The sequence below is a fragment of the Streptomyces sp. NRRL S-340 genome (assembly GCF_000720185.1).
Taxonomy (GTDB): Bacteria; Actinomycetota; Actinomycetes; order Streptomycetales; family Streptomycetaceae; genus Streptomyces.
Genome location: NZ_JOIY01000008.1, coordinates 233,243 through 251,582 on the forward strand (window position 1 = coordinate 233,243; position 18,340 = coordinate 251,582).

At 71.4% G+C, this 18,340-nt stretch carries 16 protein-coding genes and 1 pseudogene; 1 reads left to right on the plus strand and 16 read right to left on the minus strand.

Going from position 1 to position 18,340, the window contains the following annotated elements:
• Positions 1-78 precede the first annotated feature (78 nt).
• The 13 genes from IG64_RS08430 to IG64_RS08490 are packed head-to-tail and all read right to left on the minus strand — an operon-like array spanning position 79 to position 12,382.
• Positions 79-1,053 carry an aldo/keto reductase gene (locus IG64_RS08430; protein ID WP_051812519.1) on the minus strand — a complete coding sequence of 325 codons (975 nt, stop codon included), beginning with the start codon at positions 1,051-1,053 and terminating at the stop codon, positions 79-81.
• Complete coding sequence (locus IG64_RS08435) at positions 1,050-2,126, minus strand: Gfo/Idh/MocA family protein (RefSeq protein WP_037853660.1); 1,077 nt, start codon at positions 2,124-2,126, stop codon at positions 1,050-1,052. Before IG64_RS08435 ends, IG64_RS08430 begins: the two co-directional genes overlap by 4 nt.
• Complete coding sequence (locus IG64_RS08440; protein WP_037853662.1) at positions 2,123-3,433, minus strand: glycosyltransferase; 1,311 nt, start codon at positions 3,431-3,433, stop codon at positions 2,123-2,125. The genes IG64_RS08435 and IG64_RS08440 overlap by 4 nt, the downstream gene beginning before the upstream one ends.
• On the minus strand, positions 3,426-4,343 hold the full coding sequence (locus IG64_RS08445; protein ID WP_037853665.1) for an aminoacyl--tRNA ligase-related protein: 918 nt from the start codon (positions 4,341-4,343) through the stop codon (positions 3,426-3,428). The genes IG64_RS08440 and IG64_RS08445 overlap by 8 nt, the downstream gene beginning before the upstream one ends.
• Positions 4,340-4,945 carry a D-glycero-alpha-D-manno-heptose-1,7-bisphosphate 7-phosphatase gene (locus IG64_RS08450; RefSeq protein WP_158771510.1) on the minus strand — a complete coding sequence of 202 codons (606 nt, stop codon included), beginning with the start codon at positions 4,943-4,945 and terminating at the stop codon, positions 4,340-4,342. The genes IG64_RS08445 and IG64_RS08450 overlap by 4 nt, the downstream gene beginning before the upstream one ends.
• Complete coding sequence (locus IG64_RS08455; protein WP_037853668.1) at positions 4,933-6,237, minus strand: UDP binding domain-containing protein; 1,305 nt, start codon at positions 6,235-6,237, stop codon at positions 4,933-4,935. Before IG64_RS08455 ends, IG64_RS08450 begins: the two co-directional genes overlap by 13 nt.
• The gene (locus IG64_RS08460; protein ID WP_037853670.1) at positions 6,230-7,189 is read right to left on the minus strand and encodes an NAD-dependent epimerase/dehydratase family protein; all 960 of its coding nucleotides are present in this window, start codon (positions 7,187-7,189) and stop codon (positions 6,230-6,232) included. Before IG64_RS08460 ends, IG64_RS08455 begins: the two co-directional genes overlap by 8 nt.
• Positions 7,186-7,788 (minus strand): SIS domain-containing protein, encoded by a 603-nt coding sequence (locus tag IG64_RS08465; protein ID WP_037853672.1) that lies wholly within the window; start codon positions 7,786-7,788, stop codon positions 7,186-7,188. Before IG64_RS08465 ends, IG64_RS08460 begins: the two co-directional genes overlap by 4 nt.
• Before the next feature lie 2 nt (positions 7,789-7,790).
• On the minus strand, positions 7,791-8,795 hold the full coding sequence (locus tag IG64_RS08470) for a Gfo/Idh/MocA family protein (RefSeq protein WP_051812522.1): 1,005 nt from the start codon (positions 8,793-8,795) through the stop codon (positions 7,791-7,793).
• Positions 8,780-9,808, minus strand: a complete 1,029-nt coding sequence (locus IG64_RS08475) for a hypothetical protein (RefSeq protein ID WP_037853674.1) — start codon at positions 9,806-9,808, stop codon at positions 8,780-8,782. Before IG64_RS08475 ends, IG64_RS08470 begins: the two co-directional genes overlap by 16 nt.
• Positions 9,808-10,575, minus strand: coding sequence for an NTP transferase domain-containing protein (locus IG64_RS08480; RefSeq protein WP_078883878.1), 768 nt, complete (start codon positions 10,573-10,575; stop codon positions 9,808-9,810). Before IG64_RS08480 ends, IG64_RS08475 begins: the two co-directional genes overlap by 1 nt.
• The gene (locus tag IG64_RS08485) at positions 10,572-11,738 is read right to left on the minus strand and encodes a DegT/DnrJ/EryC1/StrS family aminotransferase (protein WP_037853678.1); all 1,167 of its coding nucleotides are present in this window, start codon (positions 11,736-11,738) and stop codon (positions 10,572-10,574) included. Before IG64_RS08485 ends, IG64_RS08480 begins: the two co-directional genes overlap by 4 nt.
• Positions 11,735-12,382: a transaldolase family protein gene (locus tag IG64_RS08490; protein ID WP_037853680.1), complete on the minus strand. Its 648-nt coding sequence runs from the start codon at positions 12,380-12,382 to the stop codon at positions 11,735-11,737. The genes IG64_RS08485 and IG64_RS08490 overlap by 4 nt, the downstream gene beginning before the upstream one ends.
• A 327-nt stretch (positions 12,383-12,709) precedes the next feature.
• Here IG64_RS08490 and IG64_RS08495 point away from each other — a divergent pair, with 327 nt between their 5' ends.
• Positions 12,710-13,189 carry a nucleotidyltransferase domain-containing protein gene (locus IG64_RS08495; RefSeq protein ID WP_037853818.1) on the plus strand — a complete coding sequence of 160 codons (480 nt, stop codon included), beginning with the start codon at positions 12,710-12,712 and terminating at the stop codon, positions 13,187-13,189.
• A 1,228-nt stretch (positions 13,190-14,417) separates the two neighbouring features.
• On the opposite strand, the gene IG64_RS08500 is transcribed toward IG64_RS08495, so the two are convergent.
• From IG64_RS08500 to arsB, 3 genes and pseudogenes are all read right to left on the minus strand, one after another.
• Complete coding sequence (locus IG64_RS08500) at positions 14,418-14,648, minus strand: hypothetical protein (protein ID WP_037853682.1); 231 nt, start codon at positions 14,646-14,648, stop codon at positions 14,418-14,420.
• A 406-nt stretch (positions 14,649-15,054) separates the two neighbouring features.
• Positions 15,055-16,320: an APC family permease gene (locus tag IG64_RS08505; protein WP_037853684.1), complete on the minus strand. Its 1,266-nt coding sequence runs from the start codon at positions 16,318-16,320 to the stop codon at positions 15,055-15,057.
• Between the two features lie 679 nt (positions 16,321-16,999).
• Positions 17,000-18,088: pseudogene (gene arsB, locus IG64_RS08510) on the minus strand (ACR3 family arsenite efflux transporter); the annotation flags it as partial.
• Positions 18,089-18,340 lie beyond the last annotated feature (252 nt).

Here is an 18,340-nt window from a genome sequence, read left to right on the forward strand (position 1 = left end):
GTCTCGGGTTCCTCTCCGCGTTCGGTCGCTGTGCGCAGTCCTGGATGCCGACCCGGTCGGTACGGGGCACCGTAAGGCTCAGGTGTGGTAGTGCTGCAGCAGGCTGGTGCCGGGCGGGACGATCCGGTCGATCTCCTCCTCGCATCCCGGCGGCAGGGGAGTGCCGATGCCCTCAACGTAGGTGGCGAGCTGGTCGCTGGTCCGCGCGCCGATCAGGACGGTGCTCACCAGCGGTCGCGACGCCAGCCAGCCGAGGGCGAGCTGCGGCAGTGTCAGGCCATGGGCGTCCGCCACCGCGCCGAGCCGGGACGCGGCGCCGATCCCGGAGTGCAGCCGCTGACGGTGCTCGTCTCCCCAACGCAACAGTCGTCCCTCGGCCCGCGGGTGTGCGTACTTGCCCGTGAGCAGCCCTTCGCCGAGCGGACTCCACGCGGTCAGCCGCATGTCCCAGGAGCGCAGCGAGTCCGCTGCCACCCGTTCCACCGTGCGTTCCAGCAGGGAATAGGGCGCCTGGTCCAGCACTGCGGGAGGCAAGGACCGGGCCCGCAAGGCGCGTTGCATTCGATCGATCTGAGGGCCGCGGAAGGTGCTGGTCGCCACCTGGCAGATCTTGCCGGCGCTGATGAGGTCGCCGAGCGCGGCGGCGGTCTCCTCCTCGGCCACCGACGGATCGGGACGGTGCAGGTGGAGCAGGTCGATACAGTCGGTGCCGAGCCTGCGCAGGCAGCCGTCGACCGCGCGGTGCACGGCTCGGGCGGACAGTCCGCGGTCCTTTTCGTCCGGCCCGAAGGGCGCGAACACCTTGGTGCCGACCAGGACTTCCTCGCGGATTCCCTTCACGAACGCTCCGACGATCCGCTCGGATTCGCCGGACCCGTAGTTGTTGGCGGTGTCGAAATAGGTGATGCCGTGGTCCAGTGCCCGCTTCATCAGGGTCCGTGCCTCGTCGGCGGGGGTCTCCCACCCGAAGAGCCAGGTCCCCAGCCCGAGGCGGCCCAGGTCCGGGGCCGGCGGGTGCGCCTGCGCCGTGTCCGGTGCGGCCCGGCCGTTCACGGGCCCACCGCCGGGACCACGGGGCCGATGTCGACGGGGGTGCCGCGGCCGCGTCCGGACCGCTCGGCGGCGACACCCGCGAGGGAGATGTTGAGGGACAGTTCGAGGCCGACGTCCGGTTGTCCGTACGCCACCTCGCGGGCGAAGCGGCGCAGCATGAGCCGCTCCGGTTCGAATCCCATGCCCCACAGGTCGTCGTAGACGGTGGCGGGGTCCACCGGCTCGCTGCGCCATCCGGCCCGGGCGTGCTCGCCGCCGGCACCGTCGAAGACACGCAGCGGCCCTTCCCAGGTGCCCTCCGGATCGCTCTCCACGGCCCAGTCCTCGGCCACGATCGTCCAGCGCGTCAGCGGACGCGGCGCCAAGCCGCTGTTGGCGGTGAAGAACACCGCACCGCGGTCGGTCTCGACCAGGGCGCTGGGCATCAGCGCACCCTGCGCCCTGCTCGCCCGGCCCAGTGGGTCGAGGGCGATCACGCGCCTGGCGCGCTGGCCGGTCGCGTACAGCAACGGTCCGAGGCCGTGCGTGATGTACCGCGCCATGGCGTAGTCGTCGCGCCAGCCGCCCGGGGCGAGCCCGGTGTCCCACTCCAGGTAGTGCCCCTCACCGCCGAGGACGAGGGGCGAACCCCCCTCCGGCCCGGGCTTCAGGCCGATGAGTCGCTTCATCGACTGCACGGCCGGCAGATAGCAGAACGACTCAGCCATCGCCGCGGGCCGCCCGGAACGGGCAGCGGCCTCGGCGACCGCCTCCGCCTGGTCCCGGCTCTCGACCATCGGGCACTCCACCAGCACCGCGAAACCGTGATCCAGTACGGCCACCGCGTCCCGTGCGTGGCGCTGCGGCGGCGTCGCGACCACGGCGAAGTCCGCCGTCACGGTGCTGAGCGCCTCTGCCATTTCGGTGTGCACGGGAACCTGCGGGAACTCCGTGCGGAAGGCGGCGGCCGCGACGGGCGACGGCTCCACCACACCCACCAGGGACACATCGGGGTGGCCGGCCACGGCACGCGCCAGCATGGTGCCGCGTGGGCCCGCGCCGATGACGAGGCAGGTCTGTTTCCTGGTACTCATAGCGTGTCCCCCTTCCGGGACGGTGCGTCGGTCACTGCGAGATGCCGTTCGAGCATGTCCTTGAACGAACGCCGCCAGTTGGTCCGGAAGTCGTGCTCGTCGCGGGCCCGGGTCCAGGCTGCGCGGCTCATCACTTCCCTGTCGCCACACGGCAGTTCCAGGACGGCCGCCAGCAGCGCGGCGGCGTCGGCCGTGTCGCGGCCGCCCGCCACGAGACCGTTCACGCCGTGCTCGACGAGTTCCGGGTAGACCCCGGTGGGCAGCACCGCCAGCACGAGGCCGCGACCGTTGTTCATCAGCGCGGCCTCGACGGGCGTGACCGACGCGGCTTCGCGTTCCGAAAGGAACGCGGCGCACAGCGTCCTGGGCCACTGGCACAGCGCGGTGAGGACCTCGTCGTCCTGACCGTGGAGCAGGACGGCCGGGGACCCCGAGCGGCGCACGTGATCCTCCAGATCCGGATACGGGCGCGGGTTCAGGATCACCGGAACCAGGCGGTCCCCGGTCAGGCGCGCCGCGTCGACCAGCTTGTGGAACCCCTTCTCCGCCACTCCGCGCCCCCAGCTGACCACCAGATCCCGGTCGGTGGGGATGCCCAGCCGCTCCAGAAGCGCGCCGCGCGGCGGTCCGGGCCGGAATTTGGCCGCGTCGGTGGGCACTCCGGCGCGCGCGTACAGGGTCTTGTCGTCCGGTATGCCGTAGACCCGCTGGTACTGGCGGCGCATCCAGTGCGACTCCCAGCCGATGGAGACACGCGGATCGGAACGGGCCAGGTTGCCCATGACGGAGTCGGCGTACGTCTCGGGGAGTTCGGCGTCTCCGTCGGGCCGCAGCACGGGGTTGTGCGTCATGTGGACGTAGCTGGCGGCGAGCCCGAACTGGTCGGCCGCCCGTACGACGAAGCGCGCGGCCATGGCGAACATGCTCATTCCGGAGACGACCAGAAGGGAGTCGGCCCCGCCCGCCACGGTGAGCGCCGCCTGACCCGCGGCCGCACCGAGCGCGACGCAGTGTTCGAAGTGGTCCACCTCCCAGCTGTGGGCGCGGGGGTCGGCCAGGGGGTGGTAGCGGACAGCGCCCTGGTGGACGTAGCGCTCGAGCGCCTGCGCGAAACGCTGTTCGTCCAGACCCGCGCAGTTCGCGCGTTCGGCGACATGCCACTCCACCTGGACCCCGTGCTCGCCCGCGAGCGCGGTGGCATCGTCACGGGCGTCGAGGATGTTGTGGACGTACCGGGCGACTCCACCGTCCACCTGGCGGAAGCCCTCGTTGGTGAGGAGCAGGACGGCCAGGCGGTGCTCAGGCATCGAGCTCCTTGGAGGCCGCGTCGAAGCCGTGCCGGTACAGGAAGGCCACCACGAGCCGGTTCATGCCGATGCCGCAGCAGCCGCTCCACAGCTCGTGGCCGTCGGCCGTGATGCGGAAGCTCTCGGTCTGGTGGGTGCCCTCGGCCGAACAGCCGGAGATCTCCCGGAGGTCGAACCGCTCGTCGAAGTGGTCGGCCCAGCCCGGCCGGGCACGGTCGGGCCGGTGGCTGCTGAGCGGCACTTCTATGTCCTGCACAGGCACTTCGTCGGCGGTCCGCGCATCGTCCTGGGCCTGGACGAGGGAGGGAATCTCCATGCAGCCCTCGGCGGCCACCACCTGCCAGCTAAGCCCCCAGCCCGTGAGCAGATCGGTGAGCGTGCGGCGCACTTCACCGCGGGTGGCACGGACCTGCTCCCGGGTGCCGAAGAAGACGTGCTCGACCCGCAGGAACTCCCGGGCCTTGATGGGGCCGTCCAGTTCGGCGCTGAACTCGTTGCGCCACGTCCAGCCGCCGAGGGTCTCCACGATGCGCAAGGGCAGCTGGTCCGGGAACAGCCGGCGCCCGCGCATCAGGTGGTAGAGGCTGATGCACTGGACCGGGTCGAGGACCTGGTCACCGGACGAGCCCGCAGGCACCAGGAGTTCGGGCGCGTACTGGCTCAGCCGGAAGTTGTCCAGGGCCTCGCGCGGGATCAGGCGGGGGAAGAGCCACTCCTCGAAGCCGTTGGCGTAGGCACGGTCGAGTATCTCGCTCTGCAGGCGCCGCAACACGCGCACCCAGGGGGCGCGGTAGACGTACTGGCCCTCTGCGAACTCCTCGATCCACTTGCGGTCCAGCGCCTCCGCCACGACGTCACCGCCGTGGAGGCCACCGAATTCGGACTGGTCGAGAATGGTGCCGAGCTTCATCGTGGGGTCTCCTTGGCCGTAGGTGGACAGTGCCCGTGCCGATCCGCGGTGCGGTGATGTCTCAGCACGGTGCCGGCGGCGTCGACGAGGTCCGTGGCGTAGTGCAGTCCGGGGATGAGACTGGGGCGTGGCGGGACACGAGGGGTGAGCAGTACCGCCGTGCAGCCGGCGCCGATGCCGGCCTGGGCGTCCGTGGGGCGATCGCCGACCATGTAGCTGTCGGAGAGGTCGACGGACAGCTCTTCGGCCGCCTGGCGCAGGAGCCCGCCGGCGGGTTTGCGGCAGGCGCAGCGCCGGCAGGCCGTGTGCGGGCACACGAAGACGCCGTCCAGCGGCCCGAGCCGGTGATGCATCCGGTCCAGTGCGGTGCGGTCGGACAGTCCGCGGGACAGGTCGGGCTGGTTGGTGACGAGGCCGATCAGCGCACCGGCCGCGCGCAGCCGCCCGAAGCATTCCTGTATGCCGGGCAGGGCCGTCCACTCCTGTTCGTGGCGCGCGGAGGTACGCCGGCCGGCCCGCCATACGTGCGCGTTCAGGGTGCCGTCCCGGTCGAAGAACACGCACCAGCGTCGTCGCGGCTCGGGCGGGCTCAGTCGCTCCACGGGTCCACCGACCTCCAGCCCGGGGGAGTCGGTACGCGACTGCGCCGCTCGGTGCCGGTCAGCCGCATGAGCAGCGGGCGTCGCGGCCGGACCCCCTCGAAAAGGGCCGGCTCGGTGAACGCCGGGTGCTCCACCATCAGCACGGTGCAGTGCGCTGCGGCCACGGCTTCGGCGAGTGTCGTGACCCGGTGGATCTCGCCGAGGTCCGCCGGCTCGGCGATCGGGTCGTACGCGGTCACCGACGCGCCCTGAGCGGTCAGCTCCCGGCCCAGCCGCAGCGCCGGGGAGTCGCGCAGGGTGGACACACCGGGCTTGTAGGTCAGTCCCAGCAGGCAGACGGTCCGGCCGCCCACACCCTCGAGTTCCCGGTCCAGCCGGGCCAGGGGCGCCAGGGCATGGACCGCGTTGGAGCGCGCGATCGCCCGGAACAGACCGTCGCGGCCGATCGGCCGGCCCTGCTCCATGAGTGCCCGGACATCGCGGTGCAGGGTCGCGCCGGCATAGGCCTCCCCGGGCCGCAGCGGGGCCGTGTCGGCGACCCGGTCGTCCGCGCGCAGGCCGTCGAGGACGGTGACCGGGTCGGCACCGAGACTTGCGGCGATGGTCCCCAGATCGTTGGCGAGCGTGATGCAGAGGGCGAGATAGGCGTTGGTGCCGTGTTTGACCAGTTCGGCTTCGGCCAGGGTCATGCTCAGCTCGTTGACGGGCGCGATCAGGTCGAGCAAGTCACGCACCGCCCTGGGTGGTTCGGGGGCGTTGCAGCCCACGACGGTTCGGGCGGGCCGCAGGAAATCGCCCAGGGCGCGACCCAGGCGGAGGTTCTCCGGCAGGTGGACGAGGTCGGCGCTCTCGGCCGGCAGGCCCGTGTCGCGCAGAGCGGTGTCGCAGGTGCCCGCGCGCAGCTGGCTCAGGGCGACCACCGGCCCGCCGCGGTCGGGGTGGGCGAGCAGCTCGCGCAGCGCGGCCGGCGGCCGGGGATCGGTCAGGGTCCCGTCGGCGGCGGTCGCGGTGTCGTGAGCGACGAGACTCAACACCGCCCTGCGCAGGATCTCGGCCATCCCCTCCTCGTCCAGGACGGGGCGCAGGGCACCCGCACCGCGTGCGGCGGTGAGGCACTGGGCGACCCCGGGCTCACCGGCGCAGCGCTCCCCGCGAGCGAAGGCGTCGAAGGCCTCGTCGGCCGCTGCGTCCAAGGCGTCGGGCCGTACATGGACGGTGTGGCCGAGCCGGAGGAGACCGGCGGCGGTGACGGACGCCAGATGCCAGTCGCCGACGAGCAGGACGTCAGGCACGCTCGGCTTCTCCGATCTGGCGTCGTACCGCCTCACGGATCGCGTCCTCGGATGCGCAGGAACTGTGCCAGCCCAGTGCGTGCGCCTTGGACAGGTCGAACTCCACGACGGGTACATCGCCCGGCCAGCCTCTTTCGCCGCCGCCGTACACGATCTCCGCGTCGAGACCCAGTTCCTCGAGGACGATCTCGGCGATCCGGGTGACGGTGACGGTCTCGGCCGAGCCGAGGTTGGCGACAAGGACGTCGGTCTTGGCGGCGGCGGGCAGTTCGACGATCCCGCGGGCGCAGTCCTCGGCGAGGAAGTAGTTCTTGCGCTGTCGGCCGTCGCCCAGAACGTGCAGGCGGCGCGGATTCTCGCGCAGCTTGCCGAGGAAGTCGTAGATGACGCCATGGTTCATCCGGCCGCCAACCACGTTGCCGAAGCGGAAGATGCCGGCGCGGAAGCCGTAGAGGTGGCAGTACGAGGAGATGAGTGCCTCGGCGCCGAGCTTCGCCGCGCCGTACACCGAGATCGGCAGCATCGGGCCGTGGTGCTCGGCGGTCGGACGTCGGGTGACCTCGCCGTAGACCGTCGAGGAGGAGGAGAAGACGATCTCCCGCACCCCGGTCCTGCGCATGGCCTCCAGCACGGAGCGGGTGGCGAGGACCGACTGCTCGACGTCGACCCAGTTGTCCTCCAGGCCGACGCGCATGTCGACGCTGGCCGCCAGGTGGATGACCCGCTCCACCCCGTCCGACAGGACCTCCGCCAGGCGATCGGTGTCCAGGACGTCGAGTTCGTGCACGAGCGCGGCGCCGCTGCGCTCGTGGTCCTGAACCCAGCGGCGCGTGGTGTTGGAGAAGTTGTCGACCACGGTAACGGGAGCGTCGCTCGTCGTGATCAGATGGTCGACCACGTGGCTGCCGATGAAGCCGGCGCCGCCGGTCACCAGGGTGCGGGACGCGGTCATCGGCTTCCTCCGTCGGTCAGGGCCAGGCACAGAGCGTGCGCCACCAGCAGATGGACCGATTCGATGCCGGGAGTGGCGAGCGGTTCGCGGCGCAGCGGGACGTTGATGTGGACATCCGCCAGGTCGGACGTGGCCCCGCCGTCGAAGCCGGTCACGGCGATCACCATGGCGCCTTGCTTGTGGGCGTACGCGGCCAGTTCGACCAGGCCGCGCGAGACGGAGCCGTCGCGGGCGCCGCCGTGCACGGAGAACAGGACGACGGCGTCCTGCGCGTCGGGGTGGCTGGGCAGCCAGGGCTCGGCCAGGTGGGCGAGGGCCAGCCCCGGGTCGTCGTCGTTGGTCCAGGCGGTGTGGCAGGCGATGTTGTCCAGGAGGGCGACGGACCGCAGGTGCGGCTGTCGGGGGGAGCGGGTGAACTTGGTCAGGTCTGCCGCGAAGTGGGATGCGGTCGAACTGGACCCGCCGAGCCCGGCGGACAGCACCACGCCACCGGTGGCGCGGCATGCGGCGAGCACCCGGACGGCGGCGTCCAGGGCGGCCGTGTCGAGGTCCGCCGTGACGGCTGCGACCGCGTCGCGCAGCGCCGTAATGCTGGCCATACTCATCGGTTCTCCTTGCTGACGGGGGTCCAGCGACCCGTTTCGACGGAGCGGTAGGCGGCCTCCACGACGCTGAGAGCACGCCGGCCGGACGGATCGGGGTCAGGCACGGGGTGCTGCGCGACCAGTTCGCGGAAACGGGCCCACTCGGCGGCCCAGGACCGGTCGGGGCCGCGGAAACGCGTGATCTGCGCACCGAAGGGCCCGTCGCCGCGCTTCTCGACCGTCAGGGTCTGCTCGCCGTACGACCCGGTGAGTCCGTCGATGCGAACGGTCGCGTGCTCGAAGGTGACTTCGAACAGGAAGCGGTTGTGCCACTGGCTCAGGCTGCTGCGCAGCATCGCCACCTGACCCGCGGCCGAGCGGAGCATCACATGGGCGTCGTCCTCGATGCCCGGCGGCAGCCCGAACGAGTGCTGCGTGTGGGCGATCACGTCATGGACCGGCCACAGCAGAGCGTCCACCAGGTCCACCAGATGAATGCCCTGCTCCATCAGCTGCCCGCCCGAGACGACGGCCGGGTCGGCGCGCCATTCGTCGCCGTATCCCGGGCGGAAGCCGTATCCGTACACGCCCAGGGCGGACAGCGGCCTACCGTGTTCGCCGTCCGAGACGCTGCGTGCAAGAGCGCGGACAGCGGGATGGAAGCGGTGGTTGAACCCGCAGTGCAGGACCCTGCCGCAGGTCCGTGCCGCGGCCTCCATGCGTGCGGCCTCGTCACTGGTGCGGGCCAGCGGCTTCTCGCACAGCACATGCTTGCCGGCGGTCACTGCGGCGACCGTCGCGGCCAGGTGGGTGTCGGGAGGTGTGGCGACGATGACCGCGTCCAGTTCGGTGTGGGCGAGCAGTTCCTCCCAGTGGGTGAAGACCTCGGCCCCCACCCGCTGCGCGTGGGCCCGGGCCCGGTCGAGGTCGGGTGCGGCGATGGCGACCAGGACGTCGTCCGGGCCCAGCGCCGGGATGCGCCGGCCGCACTGCAGGCCTGCTCCGATCATGCCGACGCGCATGGCTTGTCCTCCCGCCGGCTGCGCTCACCGGCGTCTGTCGTGGAGGAGAGGCCCTCCTGGGACAGGCGCAAGGTGACGCGGACGAGCCCGAGGCGATGCAGAAAGGCCTCGGTCCGGTCGAGGGCCGTGGGGTCGGCGGCGATCAGCAGGTGCCCGCCGCCGCCGGCGCCGATGAGCTTGAAGCCGGAAATGCCGGCGGCTGCGGAGCCCTCCTGGAGACGGCGGCACACGGGATGGTCCGCTGCCGGATTGGCGGCGGTCTTCCTGGCCCAGTGCGCGCGCAGGACCGCACCCACCGTGTGGATGTCGCCGCTGAGGAAGGCCTGTTCGGTGCGAGCGGCGGCATCCAGGGCCTGGCGGTGCTGCTCGGGGGTGACGCTCGGTGCTTCGGCCAGGACGCGGGACGCGTCGCGGGCGCCGGGAACCCGGTACAGCAGCAGCCCGCCGTCGATGAGCTGCGTCAATGCGGTGGACAGGCCGGGGCTGGGGGACGCGGTGGCTGATCCGTCTGCCGCGAAACGCATGCGCTGCACGCCGCCCAGGGCAGCCGCCCAGGCGTCCTGCTGGCCGATGGTGCGGCCGAGGACCTCGCGCTCGAGCCGGAACGCGAGAACCGCGATCTCCCGTGGGTGCAGACGACGACCGCTCCACTGCAGGAGTGCGTCGATGAGCGCCACGCAGTAGGCCCCGGAGCCGCCGAGCCCTGAACCGGGCGGCACGGGCGAGCCCACGGCGATGGAGGGGAGACGACTCAGACGGAGGGTGGTCGCTGCGGCGGCGTGGTACGGGTGGTGCGCGGACCCGGCCGGGGGGAGCCGGTAACTCCAGTCGGTGCCCTGCGCCTCGAGCACGGCCACCGCGTCATCCGGCTCGTCGGCCACACAGACGTGCACCCGATGGGTGAGCGCCGCAGCCACCACGACGGTGGGTCCCAGGCGGTAGAACTCGGGCAGGTCGCTGCCCCCGCCGGCGATGCTGATGCGCATCGGCGCGGAGCTGTGCACCGTGGTCATCAAGAGGGCCTCTCGACTCGGCCGGGCAGGGGAGCCTGCGGCACCGGTGGGCCGGCGAGTGCGGCGCAGGCGGCTCGCCAGCGCTCAGGCGTGCCGATCTCGACGATGGGCTCGTCACAGCTCCACTGCGCGAGCTCTCCCCGCTCGGCGAGGGATCCGAAGAAGGGGCCGTCGAGATCACCGGGGTGACGGGCGAGGGCGTCACGCCGCAGGAACCGGATCCCGCGGTCGATGTAGGGAGCGGCGGCCGTCTTGTCGTAGCGGGTGACCCAGGGGCCCCGGACGGTGACGTTGCCCTGGTCGCGGGAGCGTGCCTCGGTGGCGACACCCATCACGGCCGCGGCGCCCGTCTCGTGCAGCGCACGGGACAAGTGAAGCCACAACCCCGCCCGGTCGGGCGGCAGTACGTCGCCCAGGACGAGGAGGAACTCGTCGTCCAAGTGATCGGCGGCCTGACGCAGCGCCCCGATGGGGCCCGCCGGTGCGGATTCGACGAAGACCGTGGTGCGGGGTGCGGCCCACGAGGCGCGCGTCCCGTTGCGCGACGGGGGCCGGGGCCGGCACCAGGTCCCGGCGAACTCCTGCACCGCTGCGGCCGCGTGGCCGGCGAGGAGGAGGATGTCGTCGACCGGCGGGTCGGCCACCCGGTCCAGGACATGGCCCAGGAAGGGACGGCCCGCGACGGGGACCATGCACTTCTGCCCGGGTCCGCTGACCGACGTCATACGGGTGCCGAGTCCTCCACAGAGGACGACCACCTGACTCATCGCCGGACCTCCAACCGTGAGAGTTCTGCCGTCAGGGCCGCGATGACGGCCTTCACGTCCTCGTCGGACATCGCGGGGAAGACCGGCAGGGACAGCAGCCGCGGGTACGCGGCGTCGGCGACGGGGAACGCCGCACGGGCGGAGGGGAGCTCGTCGCGGTAGTAGCTGAATCGGTGCAGCGGTCTGAAGTGGACGCTGGTACCGATGCCGCGTGCGCGCAGCCGGGCCGCCAGCGCGTCGCGGTCGGTGCCTTCGGGCAACTGGACCACGAACAGGTACCAGGAAGAGGAGTCCTGCGGGGTGTCCACCGGGGGCAGGACCAGCCCGGGCAGGCCGGCCAGCTCCGCGACGTACCGTGCGGCGATCGTCCTTCGGCGCTCCCACAGGGCATCGGAGCGTTCGAGCTGACAGCGGAGCATGGCCGCGGCGATGTCCGGCATGTTGTACTTCAGGCCGGGTGCGACCACGTCGTAGTGGGGTGAGCGTTCTCCGCGATGCCGGGCGAAGGCGTCGCGGTCGATGCCGTGCGCACTGAGAATCCGGGCCCGGTCGGCCAGGTCCGCGCGATGACACACCAGGAGGCCGCCCTCGGCGCTGGTGAGCGGCTTGGTGACGAAGAACGAGAACGCGGCGGCGTCGGCGAGCCCACCGGGCGTCACTCCGTCACGCCGGGCGGGCAGTGCGTGGGCGGAGTCCTCGATCAGCGCCAGGCCGTGCTCGTCGCAGAGCCGGCGCAGCGTTCCGACGTCTGCCATACGACCGGCGAAGTGCACGGCCATCACCGCTCGGGTGCGGGGCGTGAGATGCCGTCGTACCTGTTCAACATCGATGGTGAGCCGGTGCGGCTCGACATCGACCAGGACGGGTGTGGCGTGCGCGTGCACGACGGCAGCCGCGGAGGCCGTGAAGGTGTTCGTGGGCACGATCACCTCGTCGCCGTGGCCCACCCCGAGAACGAGGAGCGCCAGGTGCAGTGCGGCTGTACCGGAGTTGAGCAGCAGGGCGTGCTCCACGCCGAGGTACCGGGCTAAGCGGCTCTCGGTCTCTCGCGCCACCGCGCCGGTACCGATCCAGCCGCTGCGCAGCACCTCGGTGACCGCGGCGATCTCCTCGCCGTTCAGGAACGGGGCGGCGAAGGGCACCTGAACCGGCTGCTCGCTCACGCGTCCAGCCCGGCGGCGTCCATGGCGAACTGACGGGCCATTTCTACGCTCCGTGGACTGACGAGCCACTTGTCGAGGACGGCCGGGGGCACGGTCACGATGTCACAGGGGGAGTCGAGTGCCGCGGTGACGTCGGCGGGCTCCCGGATGCTCCCGATGACCAGCTTCGTCGCGGAGCCGGTCAGACTCCTGCGGGTCGCGATGGCCCGCACCACCGCGGCCGGTTCCTCCCCGGCGTCACGGGTGCGGCACCAGAGGATGCTGAGGTACTCGGGTGCGAGCGACAAGGCCGCGTAGAGTTCCGCGCGCGAGGTGCAGACCGTGACGTTGACCCGCACCCCGGCTTCCCGCACACGCCGGATGAGTGCTGCCCGGCTCCGTCCCTGCGAGGTGACGAAGGGGATCTTGACCCGGATCCGTGGGTCGAGGGCGGCCAGCGCGGTGGCCTGGAGGAAGGCCTGCTCATCGGCTTCGGAGAGGATCTGGGCGTGCACCTCGTCCGGCCCGCAGGCCAGGATCTGCCGAAGCGCGGCGGTCAGCGAGGTGGCTCCGGACCTGGCCAGGATGGTCGAGTTGGTGGTGACGCCGGAGACGATCCCTGTTCCCCGCCAGTCGGCGCAGTCCGTGGCTGTAGCTGAGTCCAAGTAGAGCAAATTCCCCACCCTGTCAGATCGAATATGCTGACTGGACGAGCAAAATAGCGACAGAAAATTGAAAGAACAAGACCTTCTGCGCTGAGGGTCCGATGACCGGGGCTCTCCGTATACGTTTGAATATGTATCGACCGTATTGGCATGGTGAGCCGCAACTCGCCCGTTTCAAAGGGATGTGAAGACGGGCGCCTGTAGGTCTCCCTGTCCGGTCGGGGCGGTGCGCCCGGCGCGCCGAGAGACCTGGGGCATCCAGTCAAGATCTTGCGCATATAGGTAAGTTATTTGCGAAAGACTCGGAACTTCAGTGGGGTGGCTTCGATGGACATCGCGGATCTCTTCGACGTGCTGGACGCTCTGCACTCCGCCGAGACGCCGTGCTGGGTCGCTGGAGGGTGGGGGGTCGATGTGCTGGTGGGACGGCACACGCGTGAACACCGGGACGTCGACCTGGCCCTGGACGCGACCCGTGAGGAAGCGGCCCTCCAGGCCCTGGCCTCGCTCGGCTACCGGATGGAGACGGACCAGCGGCCGGCGCGCGCCGAACTCGCCGCCGACGGAAGCCGCTGGGTGGACCTGCATCCGGTCGTCTTCGACGCGGAGGGAGCAGGGCGGCAGGCCGACCTCCAGGGCGGGTACTACCTCTATCCGCGAGGCGCGTTCACTGTCGGCCGCTTGGGGGGACGCGCCATCCCGTGCCTGTCGGCTTCCCAGCAACTCGCCTTCCGCGAGGGTTACGTCCTGCGGGATGTGGATCACCACGACATCGCGCTGCTCCAGGGCCTGGACGAGCCCCGATGACTCGCTGAAGGCCGAGCCGCCAGCCGTGCTCCCACGGGTGAGGCTCGTTCCACGAGCCCCTGCTCCAGGCGGAAGCTGGCCGAAACGCCGAGCCCCGAGCAGAACCGCATCTGGAGGCCCCAGTGCCCCGGGCCTGGGACCTACGGGGCGAGTCGTGCGCTGTCGACTCCGGGGGCAGGCTGGTGATCAGTTGGAGCCGCTCGCTGGTGAGCCTGTTGATGCGCTTCTCTCCTGAGCAGGCGCAGACGGATCGTATCCACGTGGGGCGGGCCGGGCCTTTACCCAGCGGGTGCTGCTTCGGCCGGTGCCGCTGACCGCGGGACCGCTGCAGGCCGCTGCCTCCTGTCCCGCCGCCGTCGCGGAGGCACGCGTCGGCGGGGAGCTGTACACACCGGCGTACTCCCTGCCGTTGTGGCTCGGCGTGCATGAAGGTGAGGCACCGAAGCCTTACCGTGTCCCCTCCACCCGTCCGAAAGACGGAGATGAACAACACGCAGCACTCTCCTCGACGGGCACCGCCCACCGGGTTGCGGCGCTTCACCGCCCGACCGCCCCTCCTCGTTTTCCGCATGGGCCTGGGAGGACTCTTCCGTGAGCGGCTGCACCTGCTGCGGGACACCGGCCGTGTCAGCGGACGCGACCGTCGAGTGGTCCTGGAAGTGGTGGGACAGTCCCGCACCAGACGGCTCTGCATCCATGCGGGTGCCACGGCCGGGCAGGACGGGCTTCTCGGTACCGGCCAAAGTGGCCCTGTCTTCCGGCCACTGAGGTTCGAGGGGCGCGCGGTGGATTCGAGCGGGCGCCGGGGCCGCAAGGAGATCCCGGCCGTAACGTAAGCCCGCGTCGGCGAGGCGGTGGCCGGCCGTCTCCCGGTGGAAGCTCTCCCAGCGGCACCCGCCGCACGGTCTCCCCGCCCGCGCAGGCTCACACCGCCGGCTCATGCGTCGCCCGGCCATCCCCTCGACGCAGTAGTCACAGCTCTTGCCGACCGGGGCGAAGGGTATGGGCTCCGCGCGGCGCCCGTGGAGGGCGCAGGGGTGCAGAAGAGCGCTTCGAACAGTGTGTCGGGCCTCTGCGTCGTGCACACGAGTACGGCGGCCGTCGCGGGCGCGCATGGCCGCCTTCACGATCAGGCATCGGGAACGTGCACGGAGTTGACGTCCAGACAACCGAGGCGGGCGTCGGGCGCGGCCTCAGCCTTCCTCATGCGGCCGCTCGGCGGCCCACCTCATCCGCCGCTGGCCGGCTGCCGGTTGGAGTAGTAGTAGAGGGCGACGTCGTCCGGGTGGTGGACGCGTTCCTCGGTGCCGCCGATTTCCTTGAGGACGAGGTGGGTCTTGTCGAGCGGGTGCTGGGTGATGAGCCAGGGGTTGTTGTCGCTCTCCTGCCAGACCCGCGCCCACACCTTGTCTCCGACGCGGACTTCGCCGCCGTCCTTCGTGCGGAATTTGGATGCCATGCACCGTACATACCCGCATTCCACGCACCCGGACCGCCAGGCGAGGAGCAGCTCTTCGCGACCACCCCGCCGCCTGATCCTTGAACATTCTCAGCGCCAACGGCGGCCCGAGCTGACCCGCTGGTACCTCCGGGCCGCCGGATGGTCCGGCGGCACCCGAGGAGGTGAGCCGCGCCCGGCACTGGCACGCACCGGGGCGCGGTCGCGTTTCCGCGCGCGGCGCCTTGAGCTGCTCCTGGTCGTACTGCTTGCTCACTGTCCCCGTCTCCCTGACTCGCTCGGTGGCTCATGCCGCCGACCCAGCGGCGGAGTACGGGCCGCTCCCTTCGCTGTGCCGAGCTACAGCACTTCTACGGGTGGTACCCACCGGCAGCCGGACCGGGCGTTGGGCGGCAGGCGCGGCCTGTCAGGCACGGCCGAGCGCTTTGCGCAGCCCGTGGGCGGCGGCGCCCGCCGCGATCAACGCGGCGCCGGCCAGCACGGAGGAGACGGGCAGGGCGAAGGCGAGCAGCAGGCATCCGACCACGCCGAGGAGCGGCACGACGCGGGCCGGGCGGCCCTCGGCGGGGGTGAGGGTCCAGGCAGCGGCGTTGGCGATGGCGTAGTAGGCCAGTACCCCGAAGGAGGAGAAACCGATCGCACCGCGCACGTCCGCGGTCGCGGCCAGGACCGCGGCCACCGCGCCGACGGCCAACTCGGCGCGGTGCGGCACCTGGAGCCGGGGATGGACGGCGGCCAGCGCGTGGGGCAGATGCCGGTCGCGGGCCATGGCCAGTGTGGTGCGTGAGACCCCGAGGAGCAGCGAGAGGAGCGAGCCGAGCGCCGCGACCGCCGCGCCGACGCGCACGAGCGGAGCGAGCCCCGGCACGCCGGCCGCGCGTACGGTCTCGACGAGAGGAGCGGCGGTGTGAGCGAGGCGGCCGGGGCCCAGCATCAGCAGGACGCAGACGGCGACGGCCGCGTAGAGGGCCAGGGCGGTGCCGAGCGCGAGCGGGACAGCGCGCGGGATCGTCTTCCGCGGGTCACGGACCTCCTCGCCGAGGGTGGCGATGCGCGCGTACCCGGCGAATGCGAAGAACAGCAGCCCCGAGGCCTGGACAACCCCGCCGAAGGATGCGTCCGCGCCGGGCTCCAGGCGGGCCGCGTCCGCCGCATCCGAGGTGAGACAGGCGGTGACCACGGCGGCGAGCACCGCCAGCACCACGGCGACGATGGTCCGGGTCAGCAGCGCGGACTTGTGCACCCCGGCGTAGTTCACCGCGGTCAGCGCGACCACCGCCGCCACCGCGACCGCGTGCGCCTGGCCCGGCCACACGTACGAGCCGACGGTGAGGGCCATCGCCGCGCAGGATGCCGTCTTGCCGACCACGAAGCCCCAGCCGGCCAGGTAGCCCCAGAACTCGCCGAGCCGCTCCCGCCCGTAGACATAGGTCCCGCCGGACTGCGGGTACCGGGCGGCCAGCCGGGCGGAGGAGGTCGCGTTGCAGTAGGCGACCACCGCCGCGAGCGCGAGGCCGAGCAGGAGCCCCGACCCGGCTGCCGAAGCGGCCGGGGCAAGAGCGGCGAAGATCCCGGCCCCGACCATCGAGCCGAGACCGATTACCACGGCGTCGAACACCCCCAGACGCCGCGACAGCTCCCCGCTGCTCCCGGCGGTCTGCGACGTCTCCATGGCTCACTCCCGAGTACGGACCGCCGGCCGCCGGCAAGAACTGGCTCCTGATGTCGGCGCACGATATAGGACCAGGGTGTACGGCCCCCCACCCGCCAGGACAGCTGAGCGGAACAACCGCCACACACCCGCGCGCGGGTCCGGTGTCGTTGCTGGGGTAGCCGCCGAGTGGCACGGCCAACGCGGCGCTCACGAACGGAGCGAGCACTGAGGCGGCCTGCCGGCTCCGCCAGGAGTCGGACAAGGAAGCCGATCTGTTCGCACTGCCGGCACGTGCGCGCCGACCGCCGCGCTCACCGCGCCACGACCAACGCGTCCCGCCTTGCCTCACCTCACTCGATGCCTCGGCTGGTGAACTGGGTGGCTCACGGCGCCGGCAGCGAGGCGCGGGGCGTGGGGCCGCGTCGGGCTCTCCGTTCCCATCCCGGCCCCACGCTCGGGGGTGTCGACGTCGGTCACGAGCCACAACACCCGCCAGCCGACGCTTCCTCGGGGGGCCTCAGCGGGGGGCGCGCCAGCGCCGAGCTGTACGAGGGCGGGCTCTTGAGTGCAGCCCCCGCCTCGTCGGCCCGGCCCGTGTCGGGGGCGTCGAACAGGCCGGCGCCGCCGCACACCCCGGTTGCTGCGGCCGGTGCCTCGGCTGCGTCACACACCGGGCACAGCACTGTCCGTGGCTGCGTGCTGCGGGGGTGAACTTCTTGCGCCAGGCCAGGGCGACGTACACGAGTCCGATCAGCACCGGGACTTCGATGAGCGGGCCGACGACGCCGGACAGGGCCTGGCCGGAGGTGGCGATGGCGACCGCGATGGCCAGCTCGAAGTCGTTGCCCGCCGCCGTGAAGGCGAGGGTCGCGGTGCGGTCGTAGGCCAGGCCCAGGCCCTTGCCGAGGAGGAAGGTGCCGAAGAACATGAGCGCCAAGTAGACCAGCAGCGGCAGCGCGATCCGGGCGACGTCCAGAGGCTGGGAGGTGAGGGTCTTTCCCTGCAGGGCGAAGAGGATGACGATCGTGAAGAGCAGTCCGTACAGCGCCCAGGGGCCAATCTTCGGCAGGAGCTTCGCCTCGTAGTCGGCGCGGCCCTTCTTCTGCTCGCCGATGCGGCGGGTGAGGAAGCCGGCGAGCAGTGGGATGCCGAGGAAGATGATGACGTTCAGCGCGATGTGCCACACGGACACGTCCAAGCCCTGGCCGTCGCCGAGGTTCAGCCAGCGCGGCAGCAGGTCGAGGTACAACCAGCCCAGCAGGCCGAACGCGACGACCTGGAACACCGAGTTCAGCGCGACGAGGACGGCCGCGGCCTCGCGGTCGCCGCAGGCGAGGTCGTTCCAGATGATGACCACGGCGATGCAGCGGGCCAGACCGACTATGATCAGACCGGTGCGGTACTCGGGCAGGCCCGGCAGGAAGATCCAGGCCAGCGCGAACATGACCGCCGGGCCGACGATCCAGTTGATGACCAGCGAGGACGCCATCAGCTTGCGGTCGCCGGTGACGGTGTCGAACTTGTCGTAGCGGACCTTCGCCAGGACCGGGTACATCATGACCAGCAGGCCGAGCGCGATCGGCAGGGAGACCCCGCCGATCTCGATCTTCGCGAGCGCGTAGTTCATCCCGGGGATGAGACGCCCCAGGCCCAGACCGAAAGCCATGGCCAGCACAATCCACACCGCTAGGTAGCGGTCGAGGGTGGAGAGCTTCTCTGCGATCGAGTCGTCCCCGCCCGGGCCGGCGCCATGGGTGGAGGCAGTGGCGGGATCGGTGGAGGTCACGGGCAGGCGGCGGACCGCAACGTTCAGCACGCGAGCGCCCCCGTCGTACTGCACGCTCCACAACAGGGCGAGCGGCAGTGCCGCGGGGTTGGCTGCCTCCAGCGTCGACAACGGCTGAACTCCTCGGGGACGACGGATGCGCACTACGCCGGGGACGCCGTACGCGCCCGGTGCAGCGCCTCACCGCAAGGTCACAGCCCCTGGACCGACCGGGCCCGGGAGCTGTACCCGGCGCCCGGGCCGCCCCCGTGC

Excerpts from the sequence above, each read along its gene's own strand:
- IG64_RS08505 (WP_037853684.1), bottom strand. The coding sequence starts at position 16,320 with ATGGAGACGTCGCAGACCGCCGGGAGCAGCGGGGAGCTGTCGCGGCGT.
- IG64_RS08480 (WP_078883878.1), bottom strand. The coding sequence starts at position 10,575 with ATGAGTCAGGTGGTCGTCCTCTGTGGAGGACTCGGCACCCGTATGACG.
- IG64_RS08445 (WP_037853665.1), bottom strand. The coding sequence starts at position 4,343 with ATGAAGCTCGGCACCATTCTCGACCAGTCCGAATTCGGTGGCCTCCAC.
- IG64_RS08460 (WP_037853670.1), bottom strand. The coding sequence starts at position 7,189 with ATGACCGCGTCCCGCACCCTGGTGACCGGCGGCGCCGGCTTCATCGGC.
- IG64_RS08470 (WP_051812522.1), bottom strand. The coding sequence starts at position 8,795 with ATGCGCGTCGGCATGATCGGAGCAGGCCTGCAGTGCGGCCGGCGCATC.
- IG64_RS08465 (WP_037853672.1), bottom strand. The coding sequence starts at position 7,788 with ATGGCCAGCATTACGGCGCTGCGCGACGCGGTCGCAGCCGTCACGGCG.
- IG64_RS08440 (WP_037853662.1), bottom strand. The coding sequence starts at position 3,433 with ATGCCTGAGCACCGCCTGGCCGTCCTGCTCCTCACCAACGAGGGCTTC.
- IG64_RS08500 (WP_037853682.1), bottom strand. The coding sequence starts at position 14,648 with ATGGCATCCAAATTCCGCACGAAGGACGGCGGCGAAGTCCGCGTCGGA.
- IG64_RS08475 (WP_037853674.1), bottom strand. The coding sequence starts at position 9,808 with ATGACCACGGTGCACAGCTCCGCGCCGATGCGCATCAGCATCGCCGGC.
- IG64_RS08435 (WP_037853660.1), bottom strand. The coding sequence starts at position 2,126 with ATGAGTACCAGGAAACAGACCTGCCTCGTCATCGGCGCGGGCCCACGC.
- IG64_RS08495 (WP_037853818.1), top strand. The coding sequence starts at position 12,710 with ATGGACATCGCGGATCTCTTCGACGTGCTGGACGCTCTGCACTCCGCC.